The organism is Streptomyces sp. NBC_01267 (assembly GCF_036241575.1).
GTDB lineage: Bacteria > Actinomycetota > Actinomycetes > Streptomycetales > Streptomycetaceae > Streptomyces.
Window position 1 is genome coordinate 3,447,630 of sequence record NZ_CP108455.1, and the last position, 15,877, is coordinate 3,463,506.

The following is a 15,877-nucleotide window of genomic DNA, read 5'->3' on the forward strand; positions in this document are numbered from 1 at the left end:
GCGGCGGGGCGGTCCGGCCCACCCTCAGCGGCAGACCTCGCCCCGGCTGCGCGCGTTCGCCAGCGCGTTCCGTGCGACGAGTTGCTCACGCGCAGTAGTCACCCGCAGGAAAGCCGCCGGGCAGATCCACTCCGGACCGCCCGCCGGCGGGCGGAGGCGTACGAAAGCGCCGTCGCGCCCGATGACCTCGCCGACCTTCTCGCGCCGGGTGTCCATGACGTACGAGCCGTGCACCGGCCCGCCGTCCGCCTCCTGGGCGTCTGTGCTCACCGTCATGACTCTCTCCTCCCCCAACTCCCCCGTCGCATGCACAGCGTGACCACGCACCACCCGGCCGCCCGGGAATGTCGTCTGCCACCCGGCTGTTGCCACCTGGCGTGTCCGATACGAATGAACGCGCCCGCCTGCCCCTCGCCGTCCGCATCCTGGGCCTGGCGGTCTTCGCCCTGGGCACCAGCGAATTCATGCTGTCCGGGCTGCTGCCGGACATAGCCGACGACATGAACGTGTCCATCCCCCGGGCCGGGCTGCTGATCTCGGCCTTCGCGATCGGCATGGTGGTGGGCGCCCCGCTGCTCGCCGTGGCGACGCTGCGGCTGCCCCGGCGCACCACCCTGATCGCCCTCATCACGGTCTTCGGCCTCGGTCAGGTGGCCGGTGCGCTGTCCCCCAACTACGCGATGCTCCTCGTCTCCCGGGTGGTCAGCGCGTTCGCCTGCGCGGGCTTCTGGGCCGTCGGCGCGGCGGTGGCCATCGCGATGGTGCCGGTGAACGCCCGCGCCCGCGCGATGGCGGTGATGATCGGCGGCCTGTCGGTCGCCAACGTCCTCGGGGTCCCCGCAGGAGCGTTCCTCGGCGAGAGCTTCGGCTGGCGCTCGGCGTTCTGGGCGGTCGGCGTGGCCTCCGCGGTCGCGCTCGCCGGGGTGGCCACGCTGATCCCGAAGATCCCGCTCCCGGCGGAACGGCCCCGGCTCCGCAGCGAACTGGCCATCTACCGGGACCGTCAGGTCTGGCTCTCCATCGTGATCACCGCGCTCGCCGCGGGCGGGGTCTTCTGCGCCTTCAGCTATCTGGCACCGCTGCTGACGGATGTGGCGGGCCTGGCCGACAGCTGGGTGCCGATGGTCCTCGCGCTCTTCGGGATCGGCGCCCTGGTCGGTACGACGATCGGCGGCCGGGTCGCGGACGCGCACCTCTTCGGTGTGCTGCTGACCGGGATCGCCGCGTCGACGACGTTCCTGGTGGCCCTCACGCTGCTGGCCCACTACTCGGCCGCCGTGGTGATCCTCTCGTTCCTGCTGGGCACGTCGGCCTTCTACACGGCCCCGGCGCTGAACGCCCGGATGTTCAACGTGGCGGGCGCGGCCCCCACCCTGGCCGGTGCGACCACGACGGCCGCCTTCAACCTGGGCAACACGGGCGGCCCCTGGCTGGGCGGCGTGGTGATCAGCGCGGGCCTCGGCTACGCGGCGACGGCCTGGGCGGGCGCGGCGATGACGGCGGTGGCGATCGTGGCGGTGGCGGTGTCCCTGCGGCTCCAGAAGAAGTCGGGGTCGCTGGTGGTGGCCCGGTCGTCGGACCTGGCTGCCGAGCCGGTCACGGCGGACTCCGTCTGACCGGACGGGGGCGGGGTCGGTGCGTCGTTCACTCGTCCGTGGGACGCTGAGAACAACGGCACTGTGCTGCAGTGCAGTCGATCTACGCTCGCCCCGTCAGGCCCACCGGAGAAGGGAGTCGCGATGACCGCCGCGATGGCCGAGAACGACCGGATGCCGCACCGTCGTCCCTGGGACGACCTACTGCGGGCCTGGCGGGAGCTGGACGTGCCCGAGGGGTGGCGCGCCGAGATCGACGGAGGGCAGATCGTCGTGGTACCGCCGCCGCACGCACATCACAACGGCATCGCTGCAAAGGTGCAGCGCCTGCTGTACCGCACTCTGCCCGAGGAACTGGAGATCTATCAGACCCTCGGCATCCACATCGCCCCGCTGGACAAGCTCTACGTGCCGGATCTCGTCGTCATGCCGACCGCGCTGATCGATGCGGCCGATCCGGACACCAGCGACCCCGTCGACGCGGCCGAAGCGCTCCTGGTCGTCGAGATCACCTCGAAGAGCAATGCCAAGGACGACCGGACCAAGAAGCTCTGGTCCTACGCCCACGCGCCCGTCCCCACGTACCTCCTGATCGACCGGTTCGACGAGCACGGCCCGACGGCCACGCTGTTCACCACGCCACTCAACGGGGCGTACAAGCACAGCGAGCGCGTCCCGTTCGGGGAGCAGATCAAACTGCCGGAGCCGTTCGGCTGCCTGCTGGACACCGCCGCCTTCCCGGGCTGATCCGGACTGATCCGAAGCGGACCAGGCCGATCCGGACCGGGCGAACAGCGCGGGCCCTACGCCGCCGGCCGCCCCTTCGGCCGTCGCAGTCCCGCCCCCGTCAGCCTCCGTACCAGTTCCTTCGAGCCGATCTCGACCGCTCCCGCCGCCACCGCGTCCGCGTACCGGTGCGACGGCAGGTCGTAGTGGTCCCGTTCGAAGGCGCGCGGCGGGCAGCCCAGGCCGGCCGCGAACGTGTGCAGTTCCTCGTACGAGACGTCGCTGACCAGGTGCGACCACATCCGGCCGTGGCCCGGCCAGGTCGGCGGGTCGATGTACAGCGTCATGAGAGCGAGCCCACCGGGGCCACGATCACGGCTTCCTTCGCGCACACCCAGTGCGGGTCGGGGCCCAGTTCGGGCTCGACCTCCAAGGCGTGAGGTTCTTCGCAAACAGGACAGAGCGGCCAGCGGCCGTGCTCCTCCAGGAGCGCGTCCTGGACGTCCTGGGCGACCAGTCCGGCGACGAACTCCACGCCGTCCGGCCACTGCTCGACCCACCAGCGCCGGTGCGCCACCGCGTCCTCCACCAGCGACACGACGTCCGCTTCCGCCACATCGCGCCGGGCGAGGTCGGCGAGCACCTTGGCGCGCGCTTCGTGCAGGGACTGTTCCAGGGGAGTCACGGGATCCATGGCTCCATTGTCCCCGCTCGCACGGAAGGGCCCCGGTCGCGCGGGAGAGGGGATCGGCGATACCGAGGGGGGGTTGACGACACCCGGGACCGAAAATATCTTTCAGAGGTGACCAACAATGTGAAGGAAATTTTCACCGACACTTCCGCCCCACCCGCCCCCGCTGCCCTGGCGGCCAAGGTCCGCACCCTCGCGCCGTCCATGACCCGCTCGATGCAGCTGGTCGCCGAGGCCGTGGCGGGCGACCCGGCGGGCTGCGCGGCCCTCACAGTCACCGGTCTCGCCGAGCTCACCGGCACCAGCGAGGCCACCGTCGTCCGTACCGCCCGCATCCTCGGCTACCCCGGCTACCGCGACCTGCGCCTCGCGCTCGCCGGGCTCGCCGCCCAGCAGCAGTCGGGGCGGGCCCCCGCGGTCACCGCCGACATCGCCGTCGACGACCCGATCGCGGACGTCGTCGCCAAGCTCGCCTACGACGAGCAGCAGACCCTCGCCGACACCGCCGCCGCGCTCGACACCGTCCAGCTCGGCGCCGCGGTCACCGCGCTGTCCGCCGCCCGCCGGATCGACATCTACGGCGTCGGCGCCTCGTCCCTGGTCGGCCAGGACCTCGCCCAGAAGCTGCTGCGCATCGGCCTGATCGCGCACGCGCACTCCGACCCGCACCTCGCCGTCACCAACGCCGTACAGCTCCGCTCCGGCGACGTGGCGATCGCGATCAGCCACTCGGGCTCCACCGGTGACGTCATAGAGCCGCTGCACACCGCCTTCGAGCACGGCGCGACGACCATCGCGATCACCGGCCGCCCGGACGCCCGCGTCTCGCAGTACGCCGACCACATACTCACCACGTCCACGGCCCGCGAGAGCGAACTGCGGCCCGCCGCGATGTCCTCCCGTACCAGCCAACTGCTGGTCGTGGACTGCCTGTTCATCGGGGTCATGCAGCGGACGTACGACCGGGCGGCCCCTGCGCTGTCCGCCTCGTACGAGGCACTCGCCCACCGCCACACCCCGCGCAGCAACCGCTGACCGCCGCGCAGGGACCACCGCGCACGCACCACCGCGCATACACCGCCGCGCACGCACCCACCGCGCAAGCACCGTCGCTCCTGCCGAACCGCCCCAAGCCGCACTGCCCCTGCCGAACCGCTCCTGCTGAACCGCTGAACCAGAAAGAGCCGCACACATCATGACCTCCACCACCCCCGCCTCCGCCTCCGACTCCGGCACCTACGGCGCGCTCCGCGCCCAGCTGGCCACCCTCACCACCGAGGCGTTCCGGCCCGAGCTGGCCGAGATCGACCAGCTGCCCACCGAGGAGATCGCCCGGCTGATGAACGGCGAGGACACCAGCGTCCCGGCCGCCGTCGCCGCGCGCCTCCCGGAGATCGCCGCCGCGATCGACGCCACGGCCGCCCGCATGGCCCGCGGCGGCCGGCTCGTCTACGCGGGCGCGGGCACCGCGGGCCGGATGGGCGTGCTGGACGCCAGCGAGTGCCCGCCCACCTTCAACACCGACCCGTCCGAGGTCGTCGGCCTCATCGCGGGCGGCCCGACCGCCATGGTCAGGGCGGTCGAGGGCGCCGAGGACTCCAAGGAACTCGCCGCCCAGGACCTGGACGCCCTGCAGCTCACCGCGGACGACACCGTCGTCGGCATCTCCGCCTCCGGCCGCACCCCGTACGCGATCGGCGCGGTCGAGCACGCCCGCGCCCTCGGCGCCCTCACCATCGGCCTGTCCTGCAACGCGGACAGCGCGCTGGGCGCCGCCGCCGAGCACCCCATCGAGGTCGTCGTCGGCCCCGAGCTGCTCACCGGCTCGACCCGCCTCAAGGCGGGCACCTCGCAGAAGCTCGTGCTCAACATGCTCTCGACGATCACCATGATCCGGCTGGGCAAGACGTACGGGAACCTCATGGTCGACGTCCGGGCCTCCAACGAGAAGCTCCAGGCCCGCTCCCGCCGCATCGTCGCGCTCGCCACGGGCGCCGACGACACGGAGATCGAGGCCGCGCTGACCGCCGCCGAGGGGGAAGTGAAGACCGCCATCCTCATCGTCCTGGGCTCCGTGGACGCCCCCACCGCGACACGACTCCTCGAAGAGAACAAGGGTCACCTGCGCGCCGCACTCAGTTCCACCCCCCGCACCAGTTGAATCTGGAACCCCCGCACCACCTGAACCAGAACCAAAGGCACCACGCACCATGAGCACACCCGAAGACAAGAACCGCGCCACCGCTGCCGCGATCCTGCCTCTCGTAGGCGGCGCGCAGAACGTCACCTCCGCCGTCCACTGCATGACCCGGCTCCGGCTCGGCCTCGCCGACCGTTCGCTCGTGCAGGAAGAGGCGCTGAAGGCTCTGCCCGCCGTCATGGGTGTGGTCGATGACGACACGTACCAGATCGTGCTGGGCCCCGGCACGGTCGCCCGGGTCACGCCGGAGTTCGAGGCACTGGTCGCGGAGGGCCGCACCGCCACCGCACAAGCCGCCACCGCACAAGCCGCCGCCACGACCGCCCCGGCCGCGACTCCCCCCAGCGCCGCCACCCCCACCGCTCACACGGCCGACGAACTCGCCGCCCAGGGCGCCGCCATCAGGGCCGCCCGCAAGGCGAAGAACGCGACGCCGTTCAAGCTCTTCCTGCGCAAGATCGCGAACATCTTCGTCCCGCTGATCCCCGCTCTCATCGGCTGCGGCATCATCGCCGGGATCAACGGCCTGCTGGTCAACGCGGGCTGGCTGCCCGGCATCACCCCGGCGCTCGCCGCGATCGCCTCCGGCTTCATGTCGCTGATCACGGTGTTCGTCGGCTACAACACGGCGAAGGAGTTCGGCGGCACCCCCATCCTGGGCGGCGCGGTCGCGGCGATCATCGTCTACGCGGGCGTGACGAACGTGTCCGCCTTCGGCGAGAAGCTCTCCCCCGGCCAGGGCGGCGTGCTGGGCGCCCTGGGCGCGGCGGTCCTCGCGGTGTACGTGGAGAAGTGGTGCCGCAAGGTCGTACCGCAGTCCCTGGACGTCCTGCTCACGCCGACGATCACGGTGCTGGTCTCCGGCCTGGTCACCCTCTTCGGCCTGATGTTCGTGGCCGGTGAGATCTCCACCGCCATCGGCGACTTCGCCACCTGGCTGCTGGCACACGGCGGCGCGGGCGCGGGCTTCATCCTCGGCGGGCTCTTCCTCCCGCTGGTGATGCTGGGTCTGCACCAGGCCCTGATCCCCATCCACACCACCCTGATCGAGCAGCAGGGCTACACCGTGCTGCTCCCCATCCTCGCCATGGCGGGCGCGGGCCAGGTCGGTTCGGCCATCGCGGTCTACCTCCGCCTCCCGAAGAACGTATCGATCCGCCGGACCATCAAGTCCGCGCTCCCGGCGGGCTTCCTGGGCGTGGGCGAGCCGCTGATCTACGGTGTCTCGCTCCCGCTGGGCCGCCCGTTCATCACGGCGTGCATCGGCGGCGCGTTCGGCGGCGGCTTCATCGGCCTCTTCAACCAGCTGGGCACCACGGTCGGTTCGACGGCGATCGGCCCGTCCGGCTGGGCCCTGTTCCCGCTGCTCAAGGGCGACCACACGCTGCCCACCTCGATCGCGATCTACGCGGGCGGGCTGCTGGCCGGGTACCTCGCGGGCTTCGTGGCGACGTACTTCTTCGGCTTCAGCCGCACCCTGCTCGCGGAGTTCAACGTGAACACCGAGGAGACGGCCTCGGATGCCACTTCGCCGCTGCTCCCCGGCAACGGCACGGACCCGGGCCCGGCGGACGGCGGCCCACTGAAGGAACCGGCCGGGGTCTGACCATACGGACCGTACGGACAGCACGGACCCGACGCACGAGGGCGGCACCCCTGAAGGGTCAGGGATGCCGCCCTCGGCCGTCGTACCGTCCCGGCCCCGGCCCACCAGCCCGGCTCACCACCACCGCTTCGCCGCTTCGACGCTGTCCCCGCCACTGGTGTTGAACGCGAGGGCGGCCCCCGGAGCGTGCCGCCGCACCAGGTTCACGACCTGCTCGAAGAAGGTCAGCAGCGGCTCCGGCTTGCGGATCCCACCCCCGATGACGACGACGTCCCACGCCCGCGCACTCAGCGCCGCGACCATCACGGCCTCGGCCGTCCCGTCCAGCGCGACCAGCGTCATCACCGCATCGACGCCGTACTCACCGAAGCGGGCCAACTCCTCGTCGAGCGCGGCACGCAGGACGCCCCCGTCCATGCCGGGGACGGGGACGGAGTGCGGGTCGATACCGAGTACGAGTACGGAGGTCATGCCCGGGGTGACGGTTGCCGGGGTCGGCGCGGTTCCACGCCTGACCGACCACGGCCACAACGGCTGTCTCAGACAGGACCGTCGTGCACATTGCGCTGACGAAGCTCAACCGCGAAGCGAGCTGCGGTCACGAAGTCGTTGTCGTCGTGAAGAACCGTGAGTCCGTGATGGGCCGCAGTCGCGCAGACCATGAGATCGACGGCCGACAGAGCTTGATGCGCACCGTTCTCGACAGCACGCCTATGCAGGCTACTGACCCACCGAGCTGCCGACTTGGGAAGGGGAACGTCGTCGTAGAGGTCGGTGAACATGGCCTCGTACGCGACGTACTCCTTTGGTCCACGCGCCGACCTCAGAAACTCCGCGCGCTGCGGATAGCAGGAGCGGACGTCGCCATCCGTAGCCGACTCCCGCCACACAGCGTGGAGATCCTTGTCCCGCAGCATGCGCCAGAGCGCAGAGGAATCCAGCAGATAGCCACTCAATGCGAGAAGGCTCCCTTGTCTGCACGATGCGCGGCCTCGGCCCCTTCCAGGTCCCAGTCCTGGGCAAGCTCGAAGTATTTGTCGTAGGCAGCTGCCCGCGCCAACCGCTTGTTGTACTCCTCCAGTGCCTGCGCAACCGCTGCCGTCTTGGTCCGATGGCCACCCAAGCGCTTGGCCGTGTCCAGAGCGTCGTCATCGATGTCGATATGCGTGAGAGACATGACCGAACCTCCTTCGATGTACATGAAACGACCTACTCTTTCTCTTGAGTGTACATAAATGGCCCGCTCCGGCCCGCCGATCGAAATCCCGAGATCACCTCCTGCCACCTTCCGGACAGCGGCACGCGTCCACACACTGTCCGAAAGCCGTCCGACGGCAAGAGGCAGACCGACCAGGACCCCGCGGCGGCTTCTCCCCCGCGGGGCCCGCCCGTATCACGGCAGCCTCCCCGCCCGGTTGATCTCCCGCACCCGCGCCCGCAGTACCTCCCCGAGCGGCGCGTCGGTCACGGCCTCCGGGGGACAGTCCCATTCCAGGCCACCGCCCACCGGCCGCAGCTGTACGTAACCGCCCTCGCGTGCCATCACCTGCCCGACCCGTCCGTTCCGCGCGTCGATCGCGTACTCCACCGGCTGACCGTTCATGACCGCACCTCCCGCAGCGCGTCCGCGAGCCTCAGCGCCGTGTCGAGATTGCAGCGACCCAGCTCCACCAGCGGAAACGGGTCGCTGCTCGCGTACGACAGCAGGTCCACCCGCAGCGACGGGAGCACCACCCCCACCCCGGCGAACCCCGCTCGCAGCTGGTCCACCGCATCCTCCGCCGCCTTGAGCCCCTCGCTCGCCGCCCTCACCATGACCACTGTCCTCCACTCTGTGTATTGCTCTGCCACACACAGCGTGTCCAGATCCGGCTAGCCTGAACAGTACAAAAGGCCCAACAACTCCGTGCGTTCAGCCAGGAGGCACCATGTCCGGCCCGAAACCACTCGATCCGTCATCTTCTCCGCGCGCTCTGCTCGGCGCCGAGCTGCGTCACCGCGCGAGCGCGCGGGCTTCACCTAGGAGGAACTGGGCGCCCCGCTCTTCGTGAGCGGCTCGTTCATCGGCCAGCTCGAAGCGGGCACCCGCCGCATGCAGCCGGAGTACGCCTCCCGGATAGACGAAGTCCTCGGCACGGAGGGTTTCTTCGCCCGGAACTGCAAGGCGGCGAACAAATCCAAGTACCCGGACCACTTCGCGGAGGCGGCGGAGGCCGAGGCACACGCGGAGACCATCAAGGAGTACGCGCCCCAGCTCATCCCGGGCCTGTTGCAGACGGAGGCGTACGCCCGAGCGGTGTTCCGCGCGTACCAGCCGACGGCCACGGAGGACGTGATCGACGAACTGGTGGAGGCCCGACTCGAACGCGGCCACCTCCTCGACGATCCAACACGGCCGTTGTTGTGGGCCGTTCTGGACGAGGCGGTACTCCGCCGGGCCACGGGCGGCCCGAAGGTGATGGCGGAGGCGCTGCGGAAGGTGGCGGAGATGATCCGCCGGCATCGGGTGATTGTGCAGGTGTTGCCGTTCGCGGCGGGTGCGCACGCAGCCCTGGACGGCGCACTCAAACTGATGGCCTTCTCCGATGCTCCCCCGCTGGCCTATCTGGACGGCCCAGGGTGGGGCAGTTGGAGGACGGTCCTGCCACCGTTGCTCGACACGAACTGACTTACGATCTGCTCGGGGCCAGCGCATTGTCACCGGAAGCTTCCCTGGCCCTGATCGAATCAGTGGCAGAGGATTACGAACATGAAGACCAGCCCTGAGTACGACCTGTCCACGGCAACCTGGCACAAGTCCAGCTACAGCGGCGGCGAGGGTGGTAACTGCCTGGAGATCGCCACCTGGCACAAGTCCAGTTACAGCGGCGGCAGCGGCGGCGACTGCCTCGAAGTAGCCACCTGGCGCAAGTCCACCCACAGCGGCGGCGACGGCGGCAACTGCCTCGAAGTCTCCGACGACCACCCCGGTGTCGTCCCCGTCCGCGACTCCAAGACCCCGGACACCCCGGGGCTCGTGTTCCGGGCGGCGGCCTGGGCCGCGTTCGTGGAGGACGTCAAGAGCGACCGGTGACGCGCCGGGCGCCGACGTCCGTGGTGCCTTGTGCGGCGGAGGCGAGGAGGGCCAGTTTGTCGGCGCTGTCGGTGCCGGGGTCCGGGTGGTAGATGACGAGCGACTGGCCCACCGCGCCGCCGATGCCCAGCCGCTCCCGGTTCAGCGACAGACCGCCGACCTGCGGGTGGTCCAGGTACTTGGGTTCGCCCGCGCACGCCTCCACGTCGTGGCGCGCCCAGAGTCGGCTGAAGTGGGGGCTGGCGAGGGAGAGTTCGCCGACCAGCTCGATGAAGCGGGGGTCGTCGGTGTCGGTGCCCACGGACTCGCGGAAGCCCGCGACCATGCCCCCGGTGGCGTTCTCCCAGTCCGGTACGAGGGCCTGTTCGGCGGGGTCGAGGAACACGTCCCGCAGCCGGTTGGCCCCCACCACGAGGCGCGGTGACAGGGCCGTCGCCAGGGCGTTGGCGGCGAGCACGTCGAAGTAGCGGCCTTCGACCAGCGCGGGCAGCGGGAGCGTGGCGACGAGCTTCGCGATGCCCGGGGGAACGGTCTCCTTCCGGCGGCGGCGCCGGTTCCGCCGGGGTCTGTCGGCGCCGAGGCGCAGCAGGTACGCCGTCGCGTCGTCGTCGAGCCGGAGGACGCGGGCGAGGGATTCCAGGACCTGTACGGAGGGGTTGCGGTCGCGGCCCTGTTCCAGGCGCAGGTAGTAGTCGGCGCTGATGCCCGCGAGCATCGCGACCTCCTCCCGGCGCAGCCCCGGCACGCGCCGTACCCCGTGCACGGGGATACCGGCCTGGTCGGGGGTGACCAGCTCACGGCGGGCGCGTACGTACGCGCCCAGCAGGTTCGGTCCGTCGGTCATCTCTCCACTGTAGGGACGCCATCGCGCGCGTGCCTGGCCCTGTCACCCCCAGGGTCGCGGGGGCCCTGGCTCGGTCGGCGTCTCGGCGGCAGCGTGGTCGGCGCCCCACCGGACCGACCTCAAGGAGCGCAATCATGTCCACGTATCTGCTGGTACACGGCGCCTGGCACAGCGGAGAGTGCTGGGAGCGGGTGGTCCCGCTGCTGACGTCGGCCGGGCATCGGGTGATCGCCCCGTCGCTGACCGGCTTCGGCGACAAGGCACATCTGCTCGGCCCCGAGGTGGGGCTCGACACCCACGCCGACGACATAGCCCGGCTGATCACGACGGAAGACCTCACCGAGGTGGTACTCGTCGGGCACAGCTACGCGGGCCTGGTCATCTCGTCCGCCGCCAACCAGGTCCCGGACCGGATCGCGGCTCTGGTCTACCTGGATGCGATGGTCCCGGAGGACGGCGAGAACGCGGTCGACGCCCTTCCCGCGAGTCAGACCGGGATCAACCTCGCGCTGACGTCCGACAGTGGCTGGCGGGTTCCGCCGCTCCCCGAAATGCCGCCGCCCATGGGCCTGTTCGGGGTCACCGATCCGACGGACGTCGCCTGGCTGCGCACGATGCTGTCGGATCTGCCGGTGCGCTGCCTCCAACAACCGGTCCGGTTGGACAACCCCGCCGTGCGCACGATCCCGAGGACGCACATCCACTGCACGGTCGGCCAACCGGCAGGCATCAGCCGGCGCCCCATCCCCGCGATCCAGCCCAACGGCACGCCGTCACAGGTGTGGGAACTGCCGACCGGCCACGACTGCATGGTCACCATGCCGGTCGAGCTGGCCGAACTCCTGCTCAGGCTGGGCTGACTCGGACGCACGCAGTTCTGCCGCCCGGGGATACCGGGGATGCCGGGGATGCCGAGGGCGTTATTTGATCTTCGCGGCGACGGTACGGACGAACTCGGGGAGTACGTCGTCCCGCCAGGCGAAGGGTGCCGCATCCTGCTCGCCCTTGAAGGTCACGGTGGTCTGCCCGCCCACGGAGAACAGCAGCGGACCTTTACGGCAGTGCCAACTGCCCTCGGCGAGCCCGGTGATGACACAGCGGTCCGCGCCCCCCGCGCCCTGGGGGGTCTTGATTCCTGACCCGACACGGTCGTCGTAGCCGGCAATCAGCTTGGGGTCGGCCACGGCCTCGATGCGGAGCCAGAACTGGGTAGCGGCGTAGGTCTCGCCCGGGAGGCGCATGCTGTAGAGGCACTGGCCGGACTCGGACGCGTCCCTCGCCTTCCACGAGGAGTCCGCAGCGAAGTCCTTGATCGACAAGGCGTAGACCGGGCGGCTTTCCTGTCCGATGTCCTTGGCGTCAGGGAAGATCGCCTTGATCTCCTTCTGGTCCACGAACGAGCACGCGTCCGGCCACCGATTCGCGGCCAGGATCGCCCCGTCCTTGAGTTCCGGAATGTTGGCAGCCACATCCCGGGGGGCGGCCTTGCCTATCGCGACACCGCCCCCGAACGGCCAGTTCGTGACGGCCAGGAGCACCAGCAGGACGACAATCGAGATCAGCAGGGTGATCACTGTGGCTCTGTTCTTCCGCATGGCGGCCGATTGTCCCCGAGGAGCGGCTGACCGTCGACCTCATCCGCATCCGCATCCCCATCCGCAGCCGCAGCCGCACCCGCACCCGCACCCGCCGCACAGAGTGCGATATGCCAACTTGCCTGAAATTCGGACGAATTGGGGCCGCTATCACCGGCACCCACATACCCCCCACGGGTAATTGACGCAGCCGCGAGCGCCGGGCTAGCCTCACCTCGGACAGATACCCCTGGCGGGTATCAGGAGGAGGAGAGCAATGAGCGAGACGAACTGGCATCTCAAGGGCGAGTGGTTCGACGTATGCAGCTGCTCGACGCCCTGCCCCTGCACCTTTGCGCAGGCTCCGACGGACGGCGCCTGCCTGTTCACGCTCGTGTGGAAGATCCACGAAGGGCACTTCGGGGATGTACGGCTGGACGGCCTGGGCATCGTGGCGCTCGGCGAGTTCGCCGGGAACATGTGGGTGAACGACCCCGACGCCACGATGACGGCGATGTTCTACATCGACGCGCAGGGCACACCGGCGCAGCGGGACGCCCTGGAGGAGATATTCCGTGGCAACGTCGGAGGGTGGCCGGGGAAGTTCGGCTCACTGATCAGCGAAGTGCGCAGCGTGCAGTACGCCCCGATCCTCTTCGATGCCGCACCGGATCTCGCGTACTGGCGCGCGACCGTGTCCGACAAGGTGAGCGTGGGCGCCACGGCACTGACCGGCCCCACCTCGGACCCCGGGCGCCGGGTGCAGCTGATCAACGCCCCCGGGGCGGAGGTGGGACCGGGTCAGGTGGCGACCTGGGGTGTGGTGAGCGCGGACCACGCCGAAGGCTTCGACTTCTCCCGCGAATACCGCGGCGGGTCCAGCAAGCACTTCCCGTTCGACTGGCGGCCGGGCGCGTAGCGGTCCGCGCCCTCGGCTCACTCTCGGACCTCTGGCCGCCCGGCGTGCGGCCAGAGGTCCCGCGGCATCCGGCTCCGGGTAAGGCTCCCGGGGCTCAAGCCCCGCGCTCCGAGCCCTCTTTACAAGGAACGGGAGGAGGGCCTCAACCCGCCCACCCTCCCCGGCTGTTGACTTTCCGCGTTCGGCTTGCAACGGAGCGTCGCGGCGGTCTAGCGTTCCGGATAACGAACGACCCCCGCCCGGTGTCAGCAAACACCTGCGGGGGTCTGACCACGAGATCGCTGAAGAGACAGGTTCGATCCCATGGCTGACAGCCACCTTAATGCTGCCTCCCGCAGCACGTCCGGAGCCCCTCACCCGATGGCCAATCCGGGTTACGGAAAACGCACCGCACCGGACCAACACCCCCGTACCGCACAGGACTTCGACCACCTCCCGCCGCGCGAAGCAGCCGTGGCCGCGTACATCGACCGGCTCCCGGACGGCGCGGACATCTCCGTGAAGACGCTGGCCAAGGTGCTGCCGTACGGACAGTGCGCACTGCGGACCGCGCTCAACCGCCTCCAGACGGCCGGGAATCTGCGCCGGGGCAGCGAACACGTCACCGGCACGGGCAGCGCCCGCTGGGTGACGCGCACCTGGTTCTCCCGTACGCCGCGCGACGACGCCTGGTGGGCGGGGTTCGCCTCCGGCGACGTACCGGACGACGCCCCGCCGCCGAAGCGGCCTGCGCGGTCCCGCGCGTACATCCTGCTGGCCGCGCTCGGCCGTACCGCGCCCGCACTGAGCCTGTCGGCGGCGGACTGTGCCGCGCTGGAGCCGCTGGCCGCCCTGTGGTTCGACCGTGGCGCGAGCGAGGCCGAGCTGCTGCACGCCCTCACGGAGGGGCTGCCCACCCCCGTACACCGCGCCGCCGGCCTCGTCCGCACCCGGCTCACCGGCAAGCTCCCGCCGGAACGCGCCCCGCGCCCGCCGCTGCGCATCCTGGAATGCGGCAAGTGCGGCGCACCCGGCCGCCCGGAAACCCTGCCCGGCGGCGAATGCGCCCAGTGCCGGGGCGTACCGGCACGCCGCCCGGCCCCGCTCACCCCGGACCAGGTCCGCTCCCGCGCGGCAGAGGCCCGCGCGGCGGCATTCCGGCGACCCGAGAGGACCGGGAAGCTCAAGGACTACGCCCGCTGAAGGCAGCAACGGGCAAGGCGCAACCCGCGCACCGCGCCCGTCACGCGGTGGCGCGGATCGCGCCCTGACTCCACTCAGCGCGTCCGCCGACGCTCCCGCCCGCTACATGATGCAGGGGTTGTTCTCGCTGCAGAACAACGGGTGGATGCCACCGCCCAGTTCGGCCTTCGCCGACGGGACGTTCGAGACAGCGGCGGCGGACCGGTGCGAAGCCGCCGACGGGTCGACGGTCGCGGCGGACGCAACGGCCGGGGAGAGCGCGAGGAGTCCGGCAGCGGCGGCCGTACACGCGAGGAGCTTGGCCCGGTTGGACATGGTGGACATGAGAAACCTCTTTCCGAGGGGGAGGGGAGAGCGCGGCGGCCATGATCGTTCCGCCGTCTCCCCACAGAAGACCACCCGCCCCCCGGCCACTCCAGAGGCGTTGACACGTCCGATACGGCCGCCCGCACGTCCCTGACGCCGGGCATACGCGCCCCTGCGTGCCGGGGAAAAGGATTGGACGGAACGACGCTCGGGCTTGTACTTTGCACTCGACCGCGACACGCCCGAGGAGGTGAGACCCATGAACGCAGTATCGATGTGGGTGCTCCCCCTTGCCGTCACGGTCGGGCGATTGACGTAGGTATCGCCGGGAGCGCCTCGACAACAAGGCACTCCCGAAAGGCAATACCCATGAATTCTCTGCACTCTCTGCAGTTCACCGCCGAGTCGTCGTCGAACGGCATGATCGAGCGCGACTTCACCGTGGGCGACGTCCCCGGTGTTCTCTGGTCGCCGGCCTCTTCCGGCACCGACCGCGCGCCCCTGGTCCTGATGGGCCACAACGGCGGCGGCCACAAGAAGCACCCCTCGATGTCGGGCCGGGCACAGCGCCTGACCGCCTGCGGCTTCCACGTCGCCGTCATCGACGCGCCCGGTCACGGCGACCGGCCGCGCACGGCGCACGACGAGCAGGACATCGCCGAGCTGCGCAAGGCACAGGCGACGGGCACGCAAGGCCCGGTCGTCGTCCGTTACAACGCCCGCCTGGCGGAGCTCGCCGTGCCCGAGTGGCAGGCGACCCTGGACGCCCTCCAGGAACTTCCGGAGATCGGTACCGACGGGCCGGTGGGCTACTTCGGCCTCACCCTGGGCACCGCGATCGGGGTGCCGCTGGTGGCGGCCGAGCCCAGGATCACGGCTGCGGTCTTCGGCCTGATGTGGCCCGATGCCGTGGCCGAGGCGGCGCAGCAGATCACCGTCCCGGTCGAGTACGACATCCAGTGGGACGACGAGATCATCCCGCGCGAGGCCGGCCTCGCGCTGTTCGACGCCTTCGCCTCGAAGGAGAAGACGCTGCACGCCAACGCGGGCAAGCACTTCGACTTCCCCCGGTTCGAGGCCGACAGCGCGGTCCGGTTCTTCGCCCGGCACCTCGGCCGGACGGCCAACTCACCGGCCAACTCACCGGCCTGACGGTGAGCG

21 protein-coding genes and 1 pseudogene are annotated in these 15,877 nt (G+C 70.3%); 11 read left to right on the forward strand and 11 right to left on the reverse strand.

What is annotated here, in order from left to right; translation table 11 throughout:
* Positions 1 to 24: 24 nt before the first annotated feature.
* Positions 25 to 276: a hypothetical protein gene (locus OG709_RS15765; RefSeq protein WP_250301085.1), complete on the reverse strand. Its 252-nt coding sequence runs from the start codon at positions 274 to 276 to the stop codon at positions 25 to 27.
* 128 nt (positions 277 to 404) lie between these two features.
* On the opposite strand from OG709_RS15765, the gene OG709_RS15770 reads away from it, so the two are divergent.
* A complete protein-coding gene (locus OG709_RS15770; protein ID WP_250301351.1) occupies positions 405 to 1,616 on the forward strand; it encodes a Cmx/CmrA family chloramphenicol efflux MFS transporter in 1,212 nt (403 codons plus the stop codon).
* A 123-nt stretch (positions 1,617 to 1,739) separates the two neighbouring features.
* A complete protein-coding gene (locus tag OG709_RS15775) occupies positions 1,740 to 2,342 on the forward strand; it encodes a Uma2 family endonuclease (protein WP_250301084.1) in 603 nt (200 codons plus the stop codon).
* Between the two features lie 56 nt (positions 2,343 to 2,398).
* On the opposite strand, the gene OG709_RS15780 is transcribed toward OG709_RS15775, so the two are convergent.
* Positions 2,399 to 2,668: a DUF4031 domain-containing protein gene (locus OG709_RS15780; protein ID WP_250301083.1), complete on the reverse strand. Its 270-nt coding sequence runs from the start codon at positions 2,666 to 2,668 to the stop codon at positions 2,399 to 2,401.
* On the reverse strand, positions 2,665 to 3,015 hold the full coding sequence (locus OG709_RS15785; protein WP_250301082.1) for a hypothetical protein: 351 nt from the start codon (positions 3,013 to 3,015) through the stop codon (positions 2,665 to 2,667). The genes OG709_RS15780 and OG709_RS15785 overlap by 4 nt, the downstream gene beginning before the upstream one ends.
* A gap of 108 nt (positions 3,016 to 3,123) precedes the next feature.
* Between OG709_RS15785 and OG709_RS15790 the strand changes: the two genes are divergently transcribed.
* The 3 genes from OG709_RS15790 to OG709_RS15800 all read left to right on the forward strand — a co-directional run bounded on the left by OG709_RS15790 (position 3,124) and on the right by OG709_RS15800 (position 6,818).
* A complete protein-coding gene (locus OG709_RS15790) occupies positions 3,124 to 4,047 on the forward strand; it encodes a MurR/RpiR family transcriptional regulator (protein ID WP_250301081.1) in 924 nt (307 codons plus the stop codon).
* A gap of 160 nt (positions 4,048 to 4,207) precedes the next feature.
* Positions 4,208 to 5,173, forward strand: coding sequence for an N-acetylmuramic acid 6-phosphate etherase (gene murQ, locus OG709_RS15795; RefSeq protein ID WP_250301080.1), 966 nt, complete (start codon positions 4,208 to 4,210; stop codon positions 5,171 to 5,173).
* A 49-nt stretch (positions 5,174 to 5,222) separates the two neighbouring features.
* Entirely contained in the window at positions 5,223 to 6,818 is a 1,596-nt protein-coding gene (locus OG709_RS15800; RefSeq protein ID WP_250301079.1) for a PTS transporter subunit EIIC, read from the forward strand.
* A 114-nt stretch (positions 6,819 to 6,932) separates the two neighbouring features.
* Here OG709_RS15800 and OG709_RS15805 read toward each other — a convergent pair whose 3' ends face one another.
* The 5 genes from OG709_RS15805 to OG709_RS15825 all read right to left on the reverse strand — a co-directional run bounded on the left by OG709_RS15805 (position 6,933) and on the right by OG709_RS15825 (position 8,633).
* A complete protein-coding gene (locus tag OG709_RS15805) occupies positions 6,933 to 7,289 on the reverse strand; it encodes a hypothetical protein (protein ID WP_250301078.1) in 357 nt (118 codons plus the stop codon).
* A gap of 68 nt (positions 7,290 to 7,357) precedes the next feature.
* A complete protein-coding gene (locus tag OG709_RS15810) occupies positions 7,358 to 7,774 on the reverse strand; it encodes a PIN domain-containing protein (RefSeq protein WP_250301077.1) in 417 nt (138 codons plus the stop codon).
* On the reverse strand, positions 7,771 to 7,995 hold the full coding sequence (locus tag OG709_RS15815; protein WP_329166597.1) for a type II toxin-antitoxin system VapB family antitoxin: 225 nt from the start codon (positions 7,993 to 7,995) through the stop codon (positions 7,771 to 7,773). The genes OG709_RS15810 and OG709_RS15815 overlap by 4 nt, the downstream gene beginning before the upstream one ends.
* Before the next feature lie 216 nt (positions 7,996 to 8,211).
* A complete protein-coding gene (locus OG709_RS15820) occupies positions 8,212 to 8,421 on the reverse strand; it encodes a hypothetical protein (RefSeq protein WP_250301075.1) in 210 nt (69 codons plus the stop codon).
* The gene (locus OG709_RS15825; protein ID WP_250301074.1) at positions 8,418 to 8,633 is read right to left on the reverse strand and encodes a hypothetical protein; all 216 of its coding nucleotides are present in this window, start codon (positions 8,631 to 8,633) and stop codon (positions 8,418 to 8,420) included. Before OG709_RS15825 ends, OG709_RS15820 begins: the two co-directional genes overlap by 4 nt.
* A gap of 113 nt (positions 8,634 to 8,746) precedes the next feature.
* Between OG709_RS15825 and OG709_RS15830 the strand changes: the two are divergent.
* Together OG709_RS15830 and OG709_RS15835 are read left to right on the forward strand one after the other, a co-directional pair.
* Positions 8,747 to 9,584, forward strand: a pseudogene (locus OG709_RS15830) (helix-turn-helix domain-containing protein).
* The gene (locus OG709_RS15835) at positions 9,568 to 9,891 is read left to right on the forward strand and encodes a DUF397 domain-containing protein (protein ID WP_266642327.1); all 324 of its coding nucleotides are present in this window, start codon (positions 9,568 to 9,570) and stop codon (positions 9,889 to 9,891) included. The pseudogene OG709_RS15830 and the gene OG709_RS15835 overlap by 17 nt, the downstream one beginning before the upstream one ends.
* Here the strand turns inward: OG709_RS15835 and OG709_RS15840 are convergent.
* Positions 9,875 to 10,735: a helix-turn-helix domain-containing protein gene (locus OG709_RS15840; RefSeq protein ID WP_250301072.1), complete on the reverse strand. Its 861-nt coding sequence runs from the start codon at positions 10,733 to 10,735 to the stop codon at positions 9,875 to 9,877. The genes OG709_RS15835 and OG709_RS15840 overlap by 17 nt on opposite strands.
* Positions 10,736 to 10,869: 134 nt before the next feature.
* Here OG709_RS15840 and OG709_RS15845 point away from each other — a divergent pair, with 134 nt between their 5' ends.
* On the forward strand, positions 10,870 to 11,595 hold the full coding sequence (locus OG709_RS15845) for an alpha/beta fold hydrolase (RefSeq protein ID WP_250301071.1): 726 nt from the start codon (positions 10,870 to 10,872) through the stop codon (positions 11,593 to 11,595).
* 60 nt (positions 11,596 to 11,655) lie between these two features.
* On the opposite strand, the gene OG709_RS15850 is transcribed toward OG709_RS15845, so the two are convergent.
* Positions 11,656 to 12,330 carry a hypothetical protein gene (locus OG709_RS15850; RefSeq protein WP_266642325.1) on the reverse strand — a complete coding sequence of 225 codons (675 nt, stop codon included), beginning with the start codon at positions 12,328 to 12,330 and terminating at the stop codon, positions 11,656 to 11,658.
* Between the two features lie 256 nt (positions 12,331 to 12,586).
* On the opposite strand from OG709_RS15850, the gene OG709_RS15855 reads away from it, so the two are divergent.
* Together OG709_RS15855 and OG709_RS15860 are read left to right on the forward strand one after the other, a co-directional pair.
* Positions 12,587 to 13,228 (forward strand): DUF1326 domain-containing protein, encoded by a 642-nt coding sequence (locus tag OG709_RS15855; RefSeq protein WP_329166598.1) that lies wholly within the window; start codon positions 12,587 to 12,589, stop codon positions 13,226 to 13,228.
* Positions 13,229 to 13,588: 360 nt separating this feature from the next.
* The gene (locus tag OG709_RS15860; protein WP_329166600.1) at positions 13,589 to 14,410 is read left to right on the forward strand and encodes a hypothetical protein; all 822 of its coding nucleotides are present in this window, start codon (positions 13,589 to 13,591) and stop codon (positions 14,408 to 14,410) included.
* A 102-nt stretch (positions 14,411 to 14,512) separates the two neighbouring features.
* On the opposite strand, the gene OG709_RS15865 is transcribed toward OG709_RS15860, so the two are convergent.
* Positions 14,513 to 14,734, reverse strand: coding sequence for a hypothetical protein (locus OG709_RS15865; RefSeq protein ID WP_250301067.1), 222 nt, complete (start codon positions 14,732 to 14,734; stop codon positions 14,513 to 14,515).
* Between the two features lie 360 nt (positions 14,735 to 15,094).
* On the opposite strand from OG709_RS15865, the gene OG709_RS15870 reads away from it, so the two are divergent.
* Entirely contained in the window at positions 15,095 to 15,868 is a 774-nt protein-coding gene (locus OG709_RS15870) for an alpha/beta hydrolase (RefSeq protein ID WP_329169132.1), read from the forward strand.
* The last annotated feature ends 9 nt before the right edge of the window (positions 15,869 to 15,877 follow it).

Coding starts and splice junctions, on each gene's coding strand:
- OG709_RS15850 (WP_266642325.1), bottom strand. CDS start 12,330: ATGCGGAAGAACAGAGCCACAGTGATCACCCTGCTGATCTCGATTGTC.
- OG709_RS15815 (WP_329166597.1), bottom strand. CDS start 7,995: ATGTCTCTCACGCATATCGACATCGATGACGACGCTCTGGACACGGCC.
- OG709_RS15805 (WP_250301078.1), bottom strand. CDS start 7,289: ATGACCTCCGTACTCGTACTCGGTATCGACCCGCACTCCGTCCCCGTC.
- OG709_RS15780 (WP_250301083.1), bottom strand. CDS start 2,668: ATGACGCTGTACATCGACCCGCCGACCTGGCCGGGCCACGGCCGGATG.
- OG709_RS15845 (WP_250301071.1), top strand. CDS start 10,870: ATGTCCACGTATCTGCTGGTACACGGCGCCTGGCACAGCGGAGAGTGC.
- OG709_RS15865 (WP_250301067.1), bottom strand. CDS start 14,734: ATGTCCACCATGTCCAACCGGGCCAAGCTCCTCGCGTGTACGGCCGCC.
- OG709_RS15820 (WP_250301075.1), bottom strand. CDS start 8,421: ATGAACGGTCAGCCGGTGGAGTACGCGATCGACGCGCGGAACGGACGG.
- OG709_RS15825 (WP_250301074.1), bottom strand. CDS start 8,633: ATGGTGAGGGCGGCGAGCGAGGGGCTCAAGGCGGCGGAGGATGCGGTG.
- OG709_RS15855 (WP_329166598.1), top strand. CDS start 12,587: ATGAGCGAGACGAACTGGCATCTCAAGGGCGAGTGGTTCGACGTATGC.
- OG709_RS15800 (WP_250301079.1), top strand. CDS start 5,223: ATGAGCACACCCGAAGACAAGAACCGCGCCACCGCTGCCGCGATCCTG.
- OG709_RS15785 (WP_250301082.1), bottom strand. CDS start 3,015: ATGGATCCCGTGACTCCCCTGGAACAGTCCCTGCACGAAGCGCGCGCC.
- OG709_RS15835 (WP_266642327.1), top strand. CDS start 9,568: ATGAAGACCAGCCCTGAGTACGACCTGTCCACGGCAACCTGGCACAAG.
- OG709_RS15765 (WP_250301085.1), bottom strand. CDS start 276: ATGACGGTGAGCACAGACGCCCAGGAGGCGGACGGCGGGCCGGTGCAC.
- OG709_RS15860 (WP_329166600.1), top strand. CDS start 13,589: ATGGCCAATCCGGGTTACGGAAAACGCACCGCACCGGACCAACACCCC.
- OG709_RS15840 (WP_250301072.1), bottom strand. CDS start 10,735: ATGACCGACGGACCGAACCTGCTGGGCGCGTACGTACGCGCCCGCCGT.
- murQ (WP_250301080.1), top strand. CDS start 4,208: ATGACCTCCACCACCCCCGCCTCCGCCTCCGACTCCGGCACCTACGGC.
- OG709_RS15775 (WP_250301084.1), top strand. CDS start 1,740: ATGACCGCCGCGATGGCCGAGAACGACCGGATGCCGCACCGTCGTCCC.